This is a genomic window from Pedobacter kyonggii, from assembly GCF_004310665.1.
GTDB lineage: Bacteria > Bacteroidota > Bacteroidia > Sphingobacteriales > Sphingobacteriaceae > Pedobacter > Pedobacter kyonggii.
Genome location: NZ_SIXF01000007.1, coordinates 98,260 through 117,161 on the forward strand (window position 1 = coordinate 98,260; position 18,902 = coordinate 117,161).

Below are 18,902 nucleotides of genomic sequence, written 5' to 3' on the forward strand. Positions count from 1 at the left end.
CGCCATTCTGGATATTCTAATAGCCTTACCTTGCATAAATTTTACAAAGCCATTCGGTATTATTACTTATATTTGAATAATATCTTTATATTTAAATATAGTATTAACCAAATATTACATAAAAAACCTGTTAAAATAGGTTTTGTTATTAGAGCCAATTTGAATGAGAAATTTTCTGATTTTTATTTCCTGTTATTTTCTATCGATATCATTTTCTAATGCCAGTGTTCGGGCACCGAAAACAATTGTAGTTTCTACGGAAAATCATGTTCGTGTGCGTTTTGGTGCCGAAAAGTTATCAAAAGCCTTAACTAAGCTGAATTATTCGACCAAAATCGAACTAAAGGATAAACTTGCTGCAAATAACAATGTTATTGCAATTGGTGTGTTTTCGGATAAACTTTTTGTCAATAACCTTCCGGCAGAGATTAAAAATAAGATTTTAACGACTAAAAAAGAGGGCTTTCATATTTATACGGGGAAAAACGGGGCGCTTTATGTAATCGGCAACGACGCATCTGGTGCTTTATATGGCTGTATAGAACTCGCAGATCAAATCAAGGGCAGTGGTAAATTGCCTACGCAGCTGGCATTTTCTGATCAGCCTGAAATGGTGCTGAGAGGTACCTGTATTGGTCTGCAGAAACCAGATTATCTGCCAGGCCATGATGTTTACGAATATCCTTATACCCCAGAAACTTTCCCATGGCTTTACGATAAGGCTTTATGGATTAAGTACCTGGATATGATGGTCGAAAACCGCTATAACTCGCTTTATCTATGGAATGGGCACCCTTTTTCGTCGCTGCTACGCTTAAAGGATTATCCTTACGCGGTAGAGGTAAATGATGCTACTTTAAAAAGGAATGAAGAAATTTTCCAGTTTTTAACGAAGGAAGCCGATAAACGTGGTATTTGGGTGATCCAGATGTTTTACAATATTATTATTCCAAAACCATTTGCCGATAAACACGGCTTAAAAACACAAGATCGGAACCGTCCGATTATTCCTTTAATTGCCGATTATACCCGTAAATCGATCGCCTCATTTGTCGAGAAATATCCCAATGTAGGTTTAATGGTGGCATTAGGCGAGGCAATGGAAGGTGTTGGTCAGGATGATATCGATTGGTTTACCAAAACGATTATCCCCGGTGTTAAAGATGGATTAAAAGCCGCTGGCATTAAGGAAGAACCTCCGATTGTATTGCGTGCACATGATACAGACGCACCAAGTGTGATGAAAGCAGCGCTGCCCTTTTATAAAAACCTATATACCGAAAATAAATTTAATGGTGAGGCTTTAACTACTTATACCCCTCGCGGGGCATGGGCCGAGTTAAACAGGAAATTAGCCGCTATTGGAACTATCAACATCTCTAACGTACATATTTTAGCTAATCTAGAGCCGTTTCGTTATGGTTCGGCAGACTTTATCCAGAAATCAGTTCAGGCGATGAACAAGATTTATGGTGCAAAAGGTTTGCATTTATATCCTCAGGCCAGCTATTGGGATTGGCCTTATTCGGCTGATGAGGTAAAAGGAAGGTTATTGGAAGTAGACCGCGATTGGATCTGGTACAAGGAATGGGCAAGATATTCGTGGAATTCGCAAAGAGACCGTAGTGGAGAAATTAACTATTGGGGAAAAGAACTGGCCAACAAATATGGTACTAATTTAACTGGGGGTAAAGCTATTCTGAATGCCTACGAAGAATCGGGCGAAATATCGCCTAAACTTTTGCGCAGGTATGGCATTACCGATGGTAACAGACAAACACTGACGTTAGGCATGTTGATGACTCAGCTCATTAATCCGTTCCGTTATGGGTTGTTTACGTTAATGTACGAATCGGAAGCGCCAGAAGGCGAAATGATTATTGAATACGCCGAAAAAGAGTGGAAGAAACAAGGCCATATCGGAGAAACCCCAGTTCAGGTGGCGCGCGAAGTGGTTGAACATGGCAAAAAAGCCATTCAATCTATTAATGAGGCTGCACCCATTGTAACGAAAGATACTGCAGAATTTAAGCGACTTAGAAATGATATCTATTGTTATGATGAAATGGCTAATTTTTATGCTGAAAAAGTTAAAGCAGCCCTGTGGATACTGCGGTATAAAAATTCGAATCAGGTAGCTGATTTAGAGCAGGCATTGCCTTTTCTCCAAAAAAGTGTAGATCATTATGCTAAACTGGTTAAATTGACTGAACACAGTTACCTGTATGCCAATAGCATGCAAACCAAACAGCGGAAAATCCCGATGCGTGGTGTAGATAAAACCTTTATCCATTGGAAAGAGATGCTACCGGTTTTCACCAAAGAACTTGACCATTTTAAAAGAAGTATCGATTCTCTGAAATCAATAAAACAAGGAACTGTTGCTGCAATTGTGCCTTATAAAAGTGCTGATGTTAAAGTCTTAAATGAAACAGAAAGCTATGTGATAGCCAAAGATGCAACGCTTTTCGCAGATACTGCAATTAAGATTAAAGAAGTTGCAGCGCATTTGGTGGGTTTAAAGGGGATTAAACTGGCAAAGGAAAAGCAAATTAAAATTGGGACCGAAATTAAATTCAGGACCAAAGCACCTGTAAAATTGCTGATAGGCTTTTTTAATCAGAAAGATCCTCAATATCTAGCTCCCCCACAACTAGAAACAGATGCAAGTGCCAATAACTACGGTCAGTCTGAAATCAAGATATCGAATGCGTTGGTGCCTTATGGTTTTCCACCGGTAAATGTTCATGCTTATTCTTTCCCTGCAGGAACACATACTTTAAATTTAGGTAAAGGGGCCTGCCTGGTTTTAGGGTTTATTGATGACAAACAGGAACTGCGGATTTTTAATGCAGGTTTAGATGGTAGAGGAAAAGACATTGATTGGTTATTTGAATAATGATGAATACAAGAAATTTAATTGCAATAGCAGCATTTTCGGTGTTGACAATCACAGGCTTTGCGCAGCAGAAATCAATTCTGGGTACTGAAAAGCTGAAAAAATATGTTACCTATTTTAATTCTATCGACACCGAGGCGGTTAAAAACCATGTACCCAATGCCGAAGCCTTTACATGGTTAGCGGAGCAGGCACCTTTATTTGAATGCCCCGATTCGGTACTGGAGCAAAACTACTACTACCGCTGGTGGACTTACCGCAAACACCTGGTTAAAACTCCTGAAGGATTTATTTTTACCGAATTTATCGAACCGGTTAAACATGCCGGAAAATACAATTCCATCAGCTGCGCATTAGGTCATCATATTTACGAAGGCAGGTGGCTAAAGGACAATAGTTATTTAAAAGATTATATCAAATTCTGGCTTTACCATGCCGATGTTGGCCAAACGAAACAACGTTTCCATCAATTTAGCAGCTGGGTTGATGATGCCGTTTATCAGAATTACCTGGTACAGCCCGATCAAGAATTTTTGAAGGAAATTTTGCCTGCATTGGATAAAGATTACGCCAAATGGGAAGCTGAAAGGCAGCTTAAAAACGGTCTTTTCTGGCAACATGATGTTAAGGATGGCATGGAAGAGTCGATCAGTGGTTCACGTAAAGACCAGAACCAACGACCAACCATAAACAGTTACATGTATGGCAACGCCATGGCTTTAAATAAAATTGCCACACTTTTAGATGATGGAGCGCTTGCGAGTAAGTATAAAAACAAAGCAATTGTGCTTAAAAAACTGGTTCAGGATAGTTTGTGGAATGCTTCTTCTCTGTTTTTTGAAACAAGAAAAGCCAAAGGAGGTTCATCTGATGTTAGAGAAGCCATCGGTTTTACACCTTGGGAATTTAACCTGCCTGATGATCAGTCAAATTATGCAAAAGCCTGGGATCAGCTGCTTGATACTGCTGGATTTAAAGCACCCTGGGGCTTAACCACGGCTGAAAGAAGAAATCCAACATTTAGAACAAGAGGAACAGGACATAGCTGCGAATGGGATGGTGCGCTTTGGCCTTTTGCCAGTTCGCAAACTTTAAAAGGATTGGCAAATCTGCTCGCGAATTATAAAAAACACGGTAAAATGAATGCCAGAGTCTTTTATCAGGAGTTACACCAGTATGCCGCTTCTCATGTTAAAAACGGAAAACCTTACATAGGCGAGTATCAGGATGAAAAAACCGGAGAATGGCTAAAAGGTGATAATCCAAGGAGCAGTTTTTACAATCACTCTACATTTAATGATTTAATTATTAATGATCTAATTGGCTTAAAGCCACGTCAGGATAATGTGCTCGAAATTTTTCCATTAATTCCTAAAAATCAGTGGGATTGGTTCATGTTAGATCAAGTTTCGTATCACCATAAAACACTGACTATTTTGTGGGATAAAACCGGAAAAAAATATAATAAGGGCAAAGGATTAATCGTGCTTGTAAATGGAAAAGAGATTTATAAAGGGAAAGATCTGAAGCCTTTAAAAGTGCAGATGAATTAATTGTTTAAAGATAAAATCGCAACAGTATTTTGCACTCGTTCGGAAACGAGCGCAAGCATGATCGTCATTGCGAACTGAAGCGTTGAAATGCGGCGAGAGTGAAGCAATCTTTCAAACATAAAATCCTCGGTCTGTGTCCTCACAGACCGAAACTTAAATCTTGTTTCGTGAAGACACGAAACAAGGCTTGACAATAAAATATAACCAAATGAAATATTCCATCAACATCATTAAAGTTTTAATTTTCATACTTGCTTTTGGCATCGTCTTAACTACAAATGCCCAGTCTTATTACAACGTAATTAAATACGGTGCGAAAAACGACAGCAGCAAGCTGGCTACAACAGCAATCAAAAATGCGATAGAAGCGGCATCAAAAGCGGGTGGCGGAACAGTTTATTTTCCTGCGGGAAAATACCTAACTGGCGCCATCCATTTAAAAAGCAACATCACTATATTAATTGATGCCGGTGCCGAATTACATTTCAGCGATAATTTTGATGATTATTTACCTATGGTAAAAAGTCGTTACGAAGGTGTTGATGTAACCAGTTTTTCGCCATTATTTTACGCCTATAAAGTAGAGAATATCTCCATTATTGGTAGGGGGATTATTGATGGACATGGTAAAAAATGGTGGGATTTTGTAGAAGGTTATAAAGAGGGACAACCACGTTCTAAATGGCAAACTACTTTTGATGGTTTAAATAAGGATATTATCCTTCCAGATGATCCTAAGCAGATGAAACGTGGCTTTCTTCGTCCACCGTTTATACAACCGATGTTCTGTAAAAATGTGCTGATCGATGGGATAACCATCCGTAATTCGCCTTTTTGGACCGTAAATCCAGAGTTTTGTGAAAATGTTAAGGTTCATGCCGTTACCATCAACAATCCCCATTCGCCGAATACAGACGGTATTAATCCTGAATCTTGTAAAAATGTGCACATTTCAGATTGCCACATCAGTGTAGGAGATGATTGTATCACGATCAAATCGGGCAAAGATGCACCAGGCAGAAAAATGGCTGTTCCTGCAGAAAATTATGTGATTACCAATTGTACCATGTTATCAGGTCATGGTGGAGTGGTTATTGGCAGTGAAATGTCGGGAGATGTACGTAAAATAGCCATCTCGAACTGTGTCTTCGATGGAACAGATAGAGGGATCCGCATTAAAACAGCCCGTGGCAGGGGCGGTGTTGTTGAGGAGATCAGAGTAAGCAATATTGTCATGAAAAACATTAAAGATCAGGCGATTGTGCTCGATATGCAGTATGCAAAAACAAATATAGAAGCTGTTTCCGAACGTACACCGATTTTTAGAAATATCCATTTCAGCAATATCACTGGTCAGGTTAACCAGGCAGGTTATTTAAATGGTTTAGAAGAAATGCCTATCGATAATATTACCTTCAGTGATATTAATATGGATGCTAAAACTGGTTTTTCTATTCAAAATTCCAGTAATATTGAGTTTCATAACGTAACGGTAAATACCGAATTAGGTGCATCGATAAAGGCATTAAAGGTGAATAATTTAATTGTTGATGGTTTAAAAAGTAATAAACCTCATGCCAATGCGGCTGTAATTGATATCACTAATGTATCTGATCTGTTTCTGTATAATGCCTTTCCGGTTAAAGGAACTGTTACCTATTTGAAATTAAACGGAGCGGAGACTAAAAATATATTCTTAGGAAATAATAATTTTAGACGGATGAAAGATGCCGTTAAGAAAGAAAAAGAAGTAAACAGTAACATCGAAATTATTTCAGGCGATAAAGGACAATAATATGGGGTTTAAACTTTTATTAAGTACATCATTTTTAATATTGACAGCTCATTTTAGCAGCTTTGCACAAGAAAATAACCATACTTTATGGTACAATAAGGCTGCCGAAAAGTGGACGGATGCCTTGCCAATCGGAAACGGTAGATTGGGCGCCATGATTTTCGCCGGAACGGCTGTAGATCATATCCAATTTAACGAGGAAACCGTTTGGACGGGCAAACCAAGGGATTATAACCGGAGAGGCGCTTACCAATATCTTCCTGAGATCAGAAAACTACTTTTTGAAGGAAAACAGGCAGCTGCTGAAACCTTAGCACAAGAACATTTTATGGGCTTGCAAAGTAGTTCCGGCGATAGAAAAGTTTGGGTAAATGAGATGAAAGCAGGAAAAGGTATTCAAGGAAACCCTGCGCTAACAAATTTTGATGATCAGCTTTGGAAAATTATAAAAGTACCTGCCTATGAAGGTTGGGAAACGGTAGGCTTAGCCAATTTAGATGGCGCCGTTTGGTTCAGAACCACTTTTGATATGCCCGAAAATTGGGCAGGAAAAGATCTTGTACTCGACCTTAATCGCATCCGTGATCAGGATTTCACTTACATAAACGGTCAATTGGTCGGTAATACCGATAGTACGGAGCCAAGAAAATATACTATTCCTGCAAAATTGATTAAAAAAGGCAAAAATATAATTGCTATCCAGGTACTTAATTATTTCGATAAAGGTGGTTTAGTAGGTTATAAAGACACTTCGAAAAAGATCGGGATCTATCCGGTTGGAGGTAGTATGGATCAGGGTATTTCGCTTGTAAAAGATTGGAAATATAAAATCCAGGATGAAAATCCACCTGCTGTTCCGCAATACCAGGCAAGTTATCAACCTTTTGGCGATTTAAACTTATATTTCAAACAAACAAAATCAATTGTTACCAATTACAAACGATCTTTGGATATCAGTACTGCTGTTGCCAAAACCAGTTATACCTTAAATGGTGTAAATTATCAGCGAGAGTATTTTGCAAGTCAGCCCAATCAGGCTATTGTAATCCATTTAACGGCCGATAAAAAAGCATCCATCAGTTTCGATGCAGCACTTTCCAGTGCGCACCGAAAATCATCGGTAAAAACGTTGGCCAACAACGTAATTACTTTATCGGTTCAGGTAAAAGATGGTGCAATTAAGGGAGAAAGCCGATTAACAGCTTTAATCAAAAACGGGTCTGTGAAGGTGATGAATGGCAAAATCAGGATCAATCAGGCAGATGAAGTAACACTTTATTTAACAGCTGGAACGAATTTTATCAATGCGCAGGATATTTCAGGAAACCCTGCAACGGCCAATATTAAAGCACTCAATAGTTTAAAAGGTAAAGCGTACACCGAAATTAAACAGAAGCACATTAAAGAATACCAAAGCTATTACAACACCTTTAGTGTTGATTTTGGTCGATCGGATAATGAAAACCATTCTACTGATGAAAGACTAACAAAATTTGCAACTGCCAACGATCCTGCTTTTGCAGCTTTATATATGCAGTATGGAAGATATTTGTTGATTTCGAGCTCTAGGCCAGGTACTCAGCCAGCCAATCTTCAAGGGATTTGGAACGATTTGCTTACACCACCATGGGGAAGCAAGTACACCACCAATATTAACCTAGAAATGAACTATTGGCCAACTGAAATTCTAAATTTATCGGCACTAAACGAACCACTTTTTAGTAAAATTAAAGGCTTATCTAAAACTGGTGCTGAAACTGCAAAGGCATATTACAATGCCCGTGGTTGGGTTTTACACCACAATACCGATTTGTGGAATGGAACAGCGCCAATCAATGCCTCAAATCATGGCATTTGGGTAAGTGGAGGTGGCTGGTTAAGCCAGCATTTGTGGGAGCACTACCAGTTTAGTAAAGATCGTAAGTTTCTGGAAAGCGAAGCCTATCCTTTAATGAAACAGGCTGCATTGTTTTTCGAAGATTTTTTAGTGAAAGATCCAAAAACTGGTTGGTTAATCAGTACTCCATCTAACTCACCAGAAAATGGTGGTTTAGTGGCTGGCCCAACAATGGACCACCAGATTATCAGATCGCTTTTCAGAAATTGCATAGTAGCAGCCGAAACGCTCAATGTAGATGCCGAATTCAGAAAATCGCTAGCTGAAAAAGTTAAACAGCTAGCACCAAATCAGATAGGCAAATATGGACAGTTACAGGAATGGTTAACAGATGTAGATGATACCACCAATAAACACCGTCATGTTTCCCATTTGTGGGGCGTTTACCCTGGAAATGATATTACATGGGATGACAATGAAAAAATGATGAAAGCTGCAAAACAGTCTTTATTATACCGTGGAGATGATGCTACTGGCTGGAGTTTGGCGTGGAAAATCAATTTCTGGGCAAGGTTTAAAGATGGCGATCATGCCATGAAACTGGTTAAAATGTTAATGAAACCAGCGAATAATGGCGCAGGTTCTTATGTGAATCTTTTTGATGCACACCCGCCTTTCCAGATAGATGGAAACTTTGGTGGTGCAGCTGGAATCGCTGAAATGATTGTGCAGAGTCATCAGGGCTATCTGGATATTTTACCAGCTTTGCCAGCAGCTATTCCAAGCGGAGAAATTAAAGGACTTCTGGCCCGAGGAGGTTTCGAACTGGATTTAACCTGGGATAAAGGTTTACTAACCTCACTTACCATAAAATCTAAAAGAGGAGGAAACTGTAAAATCCGTTACAAAAAGAACAACATCAATATCGAAACTACAGCTGGAGAAAGCTATAAACTGAATGGGGAGCTGAAAGCGCGATGAATCAACTTACGAAATCAAAAAGGACTGAGCGGGAGAAGATTTCGTCAGTTTTAGCCTGGATTAAAACACGCCAGATTTGCCTGAACATATCCGCGCGAAATTTCCCGAAGAGGTACGTGGGGACACGTACCTTGGCTAGGTGCCTTGGTTCGTGTCTCCACGAACCAAAAAGAATTCAATTTAAACGGTTGTGTTTATTACTGTTATTCTTTATCAATTTTTATGGAGGGGGTTCCCTTTATGCACAAAACCAAACCAGGAAAGACGTTTTATTAAATTCCAATTGGCTCAGTATTGCCGACGAAAAAAACAGCAATGCTTTTGATGGTTTTCAGTTAGCCAGCTATAAAACCTTAAACTGGAAAAAAGTAAATGTTCCGCATAATTGGGATCAGTACGAAGGCTATCAAAGGAAACTTCATGGCAATAAACATGGTTTTGCCTGGTACCGCAAAACATTTAAAACCAACGAAATTAATGCCGGAAAACGGTTTTTTCTTTATTTTGAAGGTGTAGGTTCTTATGCCACGATTTGGTTAAATGGCAAAAAAGTAGGCTATCATGCCGGAGGCAGAACAACTTTTACTTTGGATGTTACCCCAGCCATCAAATTAAATAATCAGGAAAATGTGCTGGCGGTAAGGGCAGATCATCCTGCAAATATCCAGGATTTACCTTGGGTCGATGGAGGTTGCGCTACAGAACGCGGTTTTTCAGAAGGTTCGCAGCCTATGGGGATTTTCCGTCCGGTACATTTAATTGTGACTAATGATATCCGAGTTGAACCATTTGGTATTCACATTTGGAACGATAATAAAATTTCAGCACAATCTGCCATTTTAAACCTGAGTACAAGTATTAAAAATTATAGTTTAAAGCATAAAAATGTAAGCCTAGTAAACAGATTGTTAGATCTGAACGGAAAAAAGATTAAAGAACTGAAAAAATCTCTTGTTGTTCCTGCCGGAAAAGAAATTCAGATCGATCAGCAGACCGATAAAATCATCAATCCTAAACTTTGGTCTTTAGAAAATCCATATCTCTATACTTTACAAACTACCATCATAGAGAATGGAAAAATTGTAGACGAACTAAAAACGCCCTATGGCATCCGTTGGGTAAGTTGGCCCATTGGAGAACAAGCGAACCAGAAACAGTTTCTGTTAAACGGAAAACCGGTTTTTATTAACGGGATTGCCGAATATGAGCATCTAATCGGGCAGAGTCATGCTTTTAGCAACGAACAGATAAGTTCAAGAGTTAGGCAAATTAAAGCAGCAGGTTTTAATGCTTTTCGTGACGCACACCAACCACATAACTTATTGTATTCTGATTATTGGGATAAAGAAGGAATTTTATGCTGGACCCAAATGGCTGCTCATATCTGGTACGATACGCCTGAATTTAGGAAGAACTTCAAATCACTTTTAACACATTGGGTAAAAGAACGCAGAAACAGCCCGGCAGTTGTTTTATGGGGTTTAGAAAACGAAAGTACTTTGCCTGAAGATTTCGCGAAGGAATGTACCGAACTGATTAGAAAACTAGATCCGACAGCTTCATCACAAAGAAAAGTTACCACTTGTAATGGTGGAAAAGGAACGGATTGGGATGTTCCCCAAAACTGGACCGGCACCTATGGTGGTAATCCGTTAACTTATGGAGAAGATCTTCAAAGGCAGGTTTTGGTTGGCGAATACGGTGCCTGGCGAACCATTGATCTTCATGATACAGATGCCAATGGAAAAGGTTACACGGAGAACAAAATGACCGATTTAATGGAAACCAAGGTGCGCCTGGCTGAATCGGTAAAAGATAAAACGGCTGGTCATTTTTTCTGGTTGTACAGTTCGCACGATAATCCGGGCAGGGTGCAAGGGGGAGAAGGATTGCGAGATCTGGATCGGGTAGGCCCGGTAAATTACAAGGGCATGTTTACACCTTGGGAAGAACCGACTGATGTATTTTATATGTTCAGGGCAAATTATGCGCCAAAACAAACTGAAGCTATGGTGTATATTGTTTCGCATACCTGGCCTAACCGTTGGAACAAACCAGGTATAAATGACAGTATTGTGGTGTATTCTAACTGCGATGAAGTAGAACTGTTTAATGATGTAAACGGCAAATCTTTGGGCAAAAGAAAACGTGGTGCAATAGGCACACATTTCCAATGGAATAAACTGAATATACAGTATAATGTATTGTATGCCGTAGGTTATGTAAATGGAAAAGCTGTTGCCAAAGATAAAATCGTGTTGCAGAATTTATCTCAAAGTCCAAATTTTAATGCGTTGATAAGCGATAAAAAGTTAACTGTTCCGGCGCAGGGATATAAATATGTGTACCGTGTAAATTGTGGTGGTGGCGATTATATTGATACCAATGGCAATCAATGGTCTGCCGATCGAAATTTAAGTGCTCCTGATAACTTTGGTTCAACCTCATGGACAGCAGGGTTTACGGGTATTCCAACTTTTTTTGCCAGTCAGCGTCGTACCTTTCAACCTATAGATGGCACCAAAGATTGGAAGCTTTTTCAAACTTTTAGATATGGCAGAGACCAGTTGAAATACCATTTTCCACTTCGGGACGGTGAATATCTGGTTGAACTTTATTTTATAGAACCCTGGCTGGGTATTGGAGGAGGTTTTGATGCTAAAGAAATGCGCTTATTTGATGTAGCATTTAATGGTAAAACTGTAATTAAAGATCTAGATATCTGGAAGGAAGCAGGAAGTAATACCTTATTAAAGAAAACGATTAAAACGACTGTTAAAGGTGGCTTTTTGGACATCAATTTCCCAGAAGTAAAAGTTGGTCAGGCCGTGATTTCGGCCATTGCTATTTCAGGTCTAAATCAAAACATCCAAGCTGCACCATCAAGCAAATCACTTTTGAGCAAAATTAAAAATGCAGCACTATGCGATTGGTTGGATATTGGAGATGAACAGTTTAAAGGTGAAAATTTAACCTTTACTGATCTGCCTTCAAATTTATATGGTGTCGAGTGGCTAAAGGCGTTACGCGGGCAGGAAAGTATTGAATTTACCGCAACTGATACTGTAGATACGTTTGTGGCGCTGAATATCAATAGCAGTGTGCCCCAGGGATTCGAAGACACCAAAACCTCATTGACCAATAGTAAGGATGAAATATTCAATCTTTATCGAAAAAGGCTGGTTCCCAATGAAAGAATAATTTTTGACAGTAGAATAGCCACTGTTTTTGTATTGCCGGTTACACATTTACAACCCGCTTACGATTTAAAAACCACCACTACTTATAAAGCTACTGATGGTATTTTAGAAGGAAAGGAGGTTGTGAAAGCAATTTTAATGGATAAACAGCGTGTAATTTTTAGTGAAGCTAGCCAAGGGAGCTTAACCTGGCAGCTATCAGTTGGCGTGGCCGATACCTATTCTTTAACCCTAAAATACCATAATCCATCAGAGCAGCTTTTGAAAGGGAAACTCGAGTTTTTATCGGCAGATGGAATATTAATGAAAACAGAAATGGTTGAATTTGCACCAACTAAAACCGGAAAATGGAACTACCTCAGTACCAATACTGGGAGCATGATTAATGCCGGGACTTATAAACTCAAATTGATTGCCACAGAAACCAAAGGACTGGCAGTTGATGCTTTAGATGTTCAATAAGATAAGATGGTACAATATGTAGCCAAAATCTTATATTAATGTTGATATTTAGTCATGCATATTTGTTTTAACCAAATTAATAAACGAGCCAACAAATAATGAAAGGACTTCCTGTAGTCGATCTTGCAATAATCTTCATTTATCTTGTTGGAATGATATTAGTTGGGGTTTATTTTTCGAGGAAAAATAAAAACTCCGAGCAATTTACAAAAGCTTCGGGCCTGATCCCCGGATGGGCGATAGGTTTATCAATTTATGCAACATTTTTAAGTAGCAATACTTTTTTAGGTGTGCCCGGTAAGGCTTTTGGTAGCAATTGGAATGCTTTTGTATTCAGCATTTCGATGCCATTAGCAGCATGGATCGCTTCAAAATATTTTGTTCCTTTTTACCGGAATACAGGCGAAATATCAGCCTATACCCATTTAGAAAAACGTTTTGGAGCATGGGCAAGGGTATATGCGGTAGTATGTTTCTTGTTAACGCAACTGGCCAGAATGGGATCGATATTTTTTGGAATTGCCCTGAGCTTACAAGCACTTACAGGCTATTCCATGCAAATGATTATGATCGTAATGGGCATTTGTATCATTGTTTATACCGTTTTAGGAGGAATTGAAGCGGTAATATGGACAGAAGTGGTACAAGCTGTAGTGAAAACTTTTGGCGCCTTGCTTATTCTGTATTTAATCATTTCGAATATGCCAGGAGGAGTTTCTAAGATTGTAGAGATCGGGAAATCGGCCAATAAATTTAGTTTGGGCAGTTTTAAGCTCGATTTTGTAGGATCGTCGTTTTGGGTGGTGTTGCTCTATGGTTTTTTTATCAACCTGAATAACTTCGGAATGGACCAAAACTACATCCAGCGTTATCATACGGCATCATCAAGTAAAGCGGCTTCGAAATCGATCTGGCTGTGTGTTTGGTTGTACATCCCAGCATCATTGCTCTTTTTTATTATAGGATCTTGCTTGTATGCCTATTATGAAATCAATCCAGATCTGGTACAGTCGATAAAACATCAGGTGGCTTTAGAGCGTTTGCCCCTACATACTTCGGCAGCAGAGGTATTGAAGGTACAGCAAGCATTACAGCCATCAGACTATGGCGATAAAATTATGCCACATTTCATGGTCACCAAAATTCCGATCGGCTTGGTTGGTTTAATTGTTTCTGCCATTTTATCTGCAGCAATGAGCACCATAAGTTCAGGGATGAATGCTTCGGCAACAGTATTTTCGGTTGATATTTATAAAAGATATTTTAAACCTGGTATTACCGAAAAACAGAATTTATCACTGTTACATTTGGCCACCATTGGCTTTGGTTTATTGGGTATGATTGCTGGTATTGCCATGATTGGCGTAAAAAGTATTTTAGATGTATGGTGGGAATTATCAGGCATTTTTGCGGCAGGAATGCTAGGACTATTCCTTTTGGGTATCATCAGTAGGCAAACTAAAAACCACGAAGCCATAACAGCAACAATAATCGGCATTGCCGTAATTATATGGATGACATTTTCTTCACTTCTTCCTCCGGAATATGAAGTTTTTAGAAATCCTTTACATAAAAACATGATTATCGTGATCGGCACTTTAACCATTTTTTTAGCAGGACTTTTCCTGACGAAAATTAAAAATAGAAAAACTAAAACAGCCCATTAAAAGCCATTCTGGTTTTATCAGGCAATTATATAGAACAATTTACCATATCAGAATATAATGGAAAACTCACAAAAAGGGTTCATCCCGGTAATGCTTACGCCTTTTTTAAGCAACGGGAACATCGATTACCCAGCACTTACACAGCTTACAGAGATTTATTTACAGGCGGGATCATCAGGTTTATTTGCCAATTGTCTGTCGAGCGAAATGTTCGAATTAACTGGCAAAGAACGGATTCAGGCCATAAAACATGTGATTAAAGTTGTTAACGGCGCCGTGCCTGTGGTAGCCACCGGAACTTTTGGTGGCGCCATTTCCGACCAGGCCGATTTTGTGAAGGAAGTGAGCGATGCAGGAGTGGAGGCTGTAATTGCGATTACCAGTTTACTTGCCGAAGAAAATGAAACAGATGAGGTTTTTAACGAAAGAGTATTCAATCTTTTAGACCTGACAGATAAAATTCCGTTAGGTTTTTACGAATGTCCGGTGCCTTATAAAAGAGTATTAAAACCACAACAACTAGCCGATTTTGTATCTACGGGAAGAGTGATTTATCATAAAGATACCTGCCTGGACCTTAGTCAGATTAAAGAAAAACTGAAACTGACAGCAGGTAAGACTTTTGGGCTATACGATGCATATATCGTACATGCGGTGGAATCTTTAAAAGCCGGAGCTTCAGGCTTATCTTGCATTCAAGGGAACTATTTCCCAGAATTAATTGTATGGCTCTGCGACCATTACAATGATGAAGCTTTTAAAGATGAAGTGCAGGTGGTACAACAGTTTTTAATCGATAACATGGATGTAATGCATAATGTTTATCCGGTAGTGTCGAAATATTTCCTGCAAAAGCGAGGGCTTAATATCTCGACTTTTACCCGCAGAAATGTTGGCTCGTTTACGCCAAGCATAGTAAAAGAAGTAGAAACATTGTTTGATGATTATACTTTGCTTCGCAATAATTTGAATATTAAGGTTTTTATATAGCGGCGCAATCGTCATCCTGAACTTGTTTCAGGATCTATTTTGCCAGACCTTATAGGTTTAAATCTAATTCAAATACTTCCTTTTATAGTCTAAAGGCGTCATCCCCGTAACTTTTTTAAAGTGCCGGTAGAAATTAGACACATTATTAAAACCACAATCAAAGCAGATCATTTCAGTTGGTAGCTTGTTTTCAATTAAAAAACGACAGGCATGGCTCACCCGAATTTCGATCAGAAAATCATAAAAAGTCTTCTTCGTCATGAGTTTAAAATACCTGCAGAAAGAAGTTACGCTTAAATTACTTAATGAAGCCACTTCTTCCAATGTAATATCCTTTTTATAGTTACTCAGGGTATAATTACAGATTTTATTGATTCGGAGTGTTTCAGACTCATTGCTTTGATAGAATGTGTTTTTGCTCGTTACAATTGTCGAAAATTCATCCGTTTCTGCCAATGTTTTTAGGATAGACAATAATATAATGATCCGGTCTAAATTGGTTGCATCCACAGCAGCCCGCATTAAATCAACCAGTTTATCTTTAGCTTTCCCTTTAATTACCATTCCGCTTTTTGCTTTTTCGAACAATTTAGGGATAAGATAAGCTTCAGGTAAAGTAAGCATGTATTTCCCCAAACAATCGGGCAAGAAATGAATCACCATTGCTTCAGTGGTAAGATCGGGGTTATTTTGAAAGTACTCATCTTTACAACGCCAGGTATGAGGCAGATTTTCCCCTAAAAGCACCATCTCATCAGGCACAAAATTGCTGATGTTATCGCCAATAAAACGAACGCCCTCTCCTTTGATTACATAATGCAATTCTAGCTCGGGATGGTAGTGCCAGATATTCCCAAAATCGGGTTTAATATCGTGGCGGATACTAAAAGAACTTTGTAAGGTAATTGGAACTTTATGAAAATGAGGTTTCATGTAACTAATAAATATTTGGTTAGGACTGTATTACAATATTCTACAAATTATGCCGCAGCGGTTTAAAGTTAACGAGTTTAATGATAACATCCTATATTAATTTGATAAAAACTATCAGGAAATAGTGTTTTTCATTGTTGAGTTTTGTACATAGCCGTAAAGGCATAACCCAAATATAAGCTGACAAATTATTTTTATATAAATTATTTGTTTATTAATAAATTATGAGACAGGGTAAACAAGGAGAAATTCTACTGGTTTCAAGTGGCGATTTACGGCTTTCAGCAAATCAAAATTGTTGGGCTGCTCAAGTCGAAATGGAGCGAAAATTAACTTTAGCCATCGAACAATTCGGCTGGAAAGTTAAACGTGCGCATCCTTATAATTCAACAAAAAAACACGGCTTTATCGATTCGCAAAGAATGGGTATGGATATCTTTAGAAATATTGATCCTGACCAGCCTTTAATAGTAGCAGAAAGTGTTTGGCAATACTCACATCATGTACTTGCAGGGCTTACCACACATCGCGGACCAATATTAACCGTAGCCAACTGGAGCGGACAATGGCCTGGTTTGGTAGGTATGTTAAATCTGAACGGTTGTTTAACCAAGGCAGCTATACTTTATAGTACTTTATGGAGTGAAAATTTTACGGATGAATTTTTTACCGATGGTCTGCAAGAATGGCTCACAACCGGCAAGGTCAGTTACGATCAAAGTCATGTAAAAAGTTTTGCCTTAAGTAAGATCCCACTAAGCGACGACAAGAAAGGAAGAACTTTTGCCAAAAGCTTAAAAGAGCGAAAAGTGATCATGGGCGTGTTTGATGAAGGCTGCATGGGTATGTACAATGCTATCATTCCCGACGAACTGCTGCACAAAACCGGTTTCTTTAAAGAGCGCCTAAGTCAATCCGCATTATATGCAGGTATGCTGCAGGTTACCAATGGCGAAGCAGAGGCCGTTTTAGACTGGCTTTTGCAAAAAGGAATGACCTTTAACTGGGGAACTGACGAGGAGACACAGTTAACCAAAAGGCAAACACTTGAACAATGCAAAATGTACATTGCTGCTCTTAGGATTGCGGATAATTTTAGCTGTGATACTATTGGAATCCAATATCAACAAGGATTAAAAGATTTAACCGTTGCGAGCGATTTAGTAGAGGGTTTATTAAATAATGAAGACCGTCCGCCGGTATCTTCTGTAGATGGTAAAGAGCTTTACCCAAAACGTGCTTTACCACATTTTAACGAGGTAGACGAATGTGCCGGTTTAGATGCCCTGATAACCTACAATCTTTGGAAAGAATTAGGCATGACCGGAGAAAACACCCTACACGATATCCGTTGGGGTGAATATTATAAAAATGACGCCGTAGACGGTTTTGTTTGGCTATTTTTAATCTCTGGTGCTGCGCCACCTGCACATTTTATTGATGGTTATGCCGGAGCAAGCAGCGATAGGCAGCCAGCTATGTATTTCCGTTTAGGCGGTGGATCGTTAAAAGGCATCAGTAAACCAGGTTTCATTGTTTGGAGCCGTGTTTATGTAATGGATAATGAATTACATTGCGATTTGGGCGTTGGGGAAGTAGTAGCTTTGCCTGAGGAAGAAACCAAAAAACGTTGGAACGGAACAACACCCGAATGGCCAATTATGCATGCCATTTTAAAAGGTGTAAGCCGCGATCAGTTGATGGCCAGACATAAAGCCAACCACATTCAGGTGGTTTATACTAATTATGAAGCGGGGGCACAAGAAGCTTGCCGCATTAAAGCAGCTGCCATGGATGAACTTGGCTTAAAAGTGCATTTTTGTGGAGATGTGAATCTAAAAAAAACAAATACAATTTAAATATAAAGACATGAAATCATCAATTTTAGCTTTGCTGTTAACTTTCTCTAGTGTTACCGCAATTTTAGCCCAGAACAATGCGGATAAGGAAGCTTATACTAAAATGATTACCGAACGCTCAGCTAAAATCGTAACCAACCTGGGTATTACCGATCCGAAGAAAACAGAAAAGGTAACGATAATCATCAGAAATCAATATAGCAATTTAAACGATATCTATGCCGCACGCGACATTCGTGTTAAAGCAATTAAAGAAAAAAACAAAGACAATAAAGTGGCGCGCGATTCGGCTCTTGCTAAAGATAGCCGTATGGTAGAAGCATCATTAGTTAAACTGCATAAAAAATACATCAGCAAACTTTCTGCGCAACTTACCAATGAACAGGTTGAGCTGGTTAAAAATGGCATGACCTACAATGTACTGCCGATTACTTACAAGGCGTATCAGGAACAAATTTTAACTTTAACCGAAGATCAAAAAAAACAAATCCTGATCTGGTTAACAGAAGCAAGAGAGCATGCTATGGATGCAGAATCGTCAGATAAAAAACATGCCTGGTTTGGAAAATATAAAGGCAGAATAAATAATTACCTATCGGCTGCCGGATATGATTTAAAAAAGGAAGGAATAGCGTGGGAGAAGCGTAGAAAAGCAAAAGCAAAAACAAACTAGGGGTGCTAATGGAGCGTGTTTAAACACTCCAATATTTTTTTAACTTTTTTATT

10 protein-coding genes are annotated in these 18,902 nt (G+C 38.9%); 9 read left to right on the forward strand and 1 reads right to left on the reverse strand.

What is annotated here, in order from left to right; translation table 11 throughout:
- Positions 1–163: 163 nt before the first annotated feature.
- The 7 genes from EYS08_RS09845 to EYS08_RS09875 all read left to right on the forward strand — a co-directional run bounded on the left by EYS08_RS09845 (position 164) and on the right by EYS08_RS09875 (position 15,384).
- Positions 164–2,899: an alpha-d-galacturonidase gene (locus EYS08_RS09845; RefSeq protein ID WP_131029870.1), complete on the forward strand. Its 2,736-nt coding sequence runs from the start codon at positions 164–166 to the stop codon at positions 2,897–2,899.
- Positions 2,899–4,452, forward strand: a complete 1,554-nt coding sequence (locus EYS08_RS09850; RefSeq protein ID WP_131029871.1) for an MGH1-like glycoside hydrolase domain-containing protein — start codon at positions 2,899–2,901, stop codon at positions 4,450–4,452. The genes EYS08_RS09845 and EYS08_RS09850 overlap by 1 nt, the downstream gene beginning before the upstream one ends.
- A 208-nt stretch (positions 4,453–4,660) precedes the next feature.
- On the forward strand, positions 4,661–6,247 hold the full coding sequence (locus EYS08_RS09855; protein ID WP_131029872.1) for a glycoside hydrolase family 28 protein: 1,587 nt from the start codon (positions 4,661–4,663) through the stop codon (positions 6,245–6,247).
- Between the two features lies 1 nt (position 6,248).
- Positions 6,249–9,065 carry a glycoside hydrolase family 95 protein gene (locus EYS08_RS09860; RefSeq protein ID WP_131029873.1) on the forward strand — a complete coding sequence of 939 codons (2,817 nt, stop codon included), beginning with the start codon at positions 6,249–6,251 and terminating at the stop codon, positions 9,063–9,065.
- A gap of 188 nt (positions 9,066–9,253) precedes the next feature.
- Complete coding sequence (locus EYS08_RS09865) at positions 9,254–12,727, forward strand: malectin domain-containing carbohydrate-binding protein (RefSeq protein ID WP_244215917.1); 3,474 nt, start codon at positions 9,254–9,256, stop codon at positions 12,725–12,727.
- A 98-nt stretch (positions 12,728–12,825) separates the two neighbouring features.
- Positions 12,826–14,394 carry a sodium:solute symporter gene (locus EYS08_RS09870; RefSeq protein WP_131029875.1) on the forward strand — a complete coding sequence of 523 codons (1,569 nt, stop codon included), beginning with the start codon at positions 12,826–12,828 and terminating at the stop codon, positions 14,392–14,394.
- A 57-nt stretch (positions 14,395–14,451) separates the two neighbouring features.
- Positions 14,452–15,384: a dihydrodipicolinate synthase family protein gene (locus EYS08_RS09875; RefSeq protein ID WP_131029876.1), complete on the forward strand. Its 933-nt coding sequence runs from the start codon at positions 14,452–14,454 to the stop codon at positions 15,382–15,384.
- Positions 15,385–15,447: 63 nt separating this feature from the next.
- On the opposite strand, the gene EYS08_RS09880 is transcribed toward EYS08_RS09875, so the two are convergent.
- A complete protein-coding gene (locus EYS08_RS09880) occupies positions 15,448–16,317 on the reverse strand; it encodes an AraC family transcriptional regulator (RefSeq protein WP_057935132.1) in 870 nt (289 codons plus the stop codon).
- A gap of 224 nt (positions 16,318–16,541) precedes the next feature.
- Here EYS08_RS09880 and EYS08_RS09885 point away from each other — a divergent pair, with 224 nt between their 5' ends.
- Together EYS08_RS09885 and EYS08_RS09890 are read left to right on the forward strand one after the other, a co-directional pair.
- Positions 16,542–18,176, forward strand: a complete 1,635-nt coding sequence (locus EYS08_RS09885; RefSeq protein ID WP_131029877.1) for a fucose isomerase — start codon at positions 16,542–16,544, stop codon at positions 18,174–18,176.
- 10 nt (positions 18,177–18,186) lie between these two features.
- On the forward strand, positions 18,187–18,849 hold the full coding sequence (locus EYS08_RS09890; protein ID WP_131029878.1) for a DUF3826 domain-containing protein: 663 nt from the start codon (positions 18,187–18,189) through the stop codon (positions 18,847–18,849).
- Positions 18,850–18,902 lie beyond the last annotated feature (53 nt).

What these genes read in the sequence shown, in the direction of transcription:
- EYS08_RS09845 (WP_131029870.1), top strand. Translation starts at nt 164, where the DNA reads ATGAGAAATTTTCTGATTTTTATTTCCTGTTATTTTCTATCGATATCA.
- EYS08_RS09850 (WP_131029871.1), top strand. Translation starts at nt 2,899, where the DNA reads ATGATGAATACAAGAAATTTAATTGCAATAGCAGCATTTTCGGTGTTG.
- EYS08_RS09855 (WP_131029872.1), top strand. Translation starts at nt 4,661, where the DNA reads ATGAAATATTCCATCAACATCATTAAAGTTTTAATTTTCATACTTGCT.
- EYS08_RS09860 (WP_131029873.1), top strand. Translation starts at nt 6,249, where the DNA reads ATGGGGTTTAAACTTTTATTAAGTACATCATTTTTAATATTGACAGCT.
- EYS08_RS09870 (WP_131029875.1), top strand. Translation starts at nt 12,826, where the DNA reads ATGAAAGGACTTCCTGTAGTCGATCTTGCAATAATCTTCATTTATCTT.
- EYS08_RS09875 (WP_131029876.1), top strand. Translation starts at nt 14,452, where the DNA reads ATGGAAAACTCACAAAAAGGGTTCATCCCGGTAATGCTTACGCCTTTT.
- EYS08_RS09880 (WP_057935132.1), bottom strand. Translation starts at nt 16,317, where the DNA reads ATGAAACCTCATTTTCATAAAGTTCCAATTACCTTACAAAGTTCTTTT.
- EYS08_RS09885 (WP_131029877.1), top strand. Translation starts at nt 16,542, where the DNA reads ATGAGACAGGGTAAACAAGGAGAAATTCTACTGGTTTCAAGTGGCGAT.
- EYS08_RS09890 (WP_131029878.1), top strand. Translation starts at nt 18,187, where the DNA reads ATGAAATCATCAATTTTAGCTTTGCTGTTAACTTTCTCTAGTGTTACC.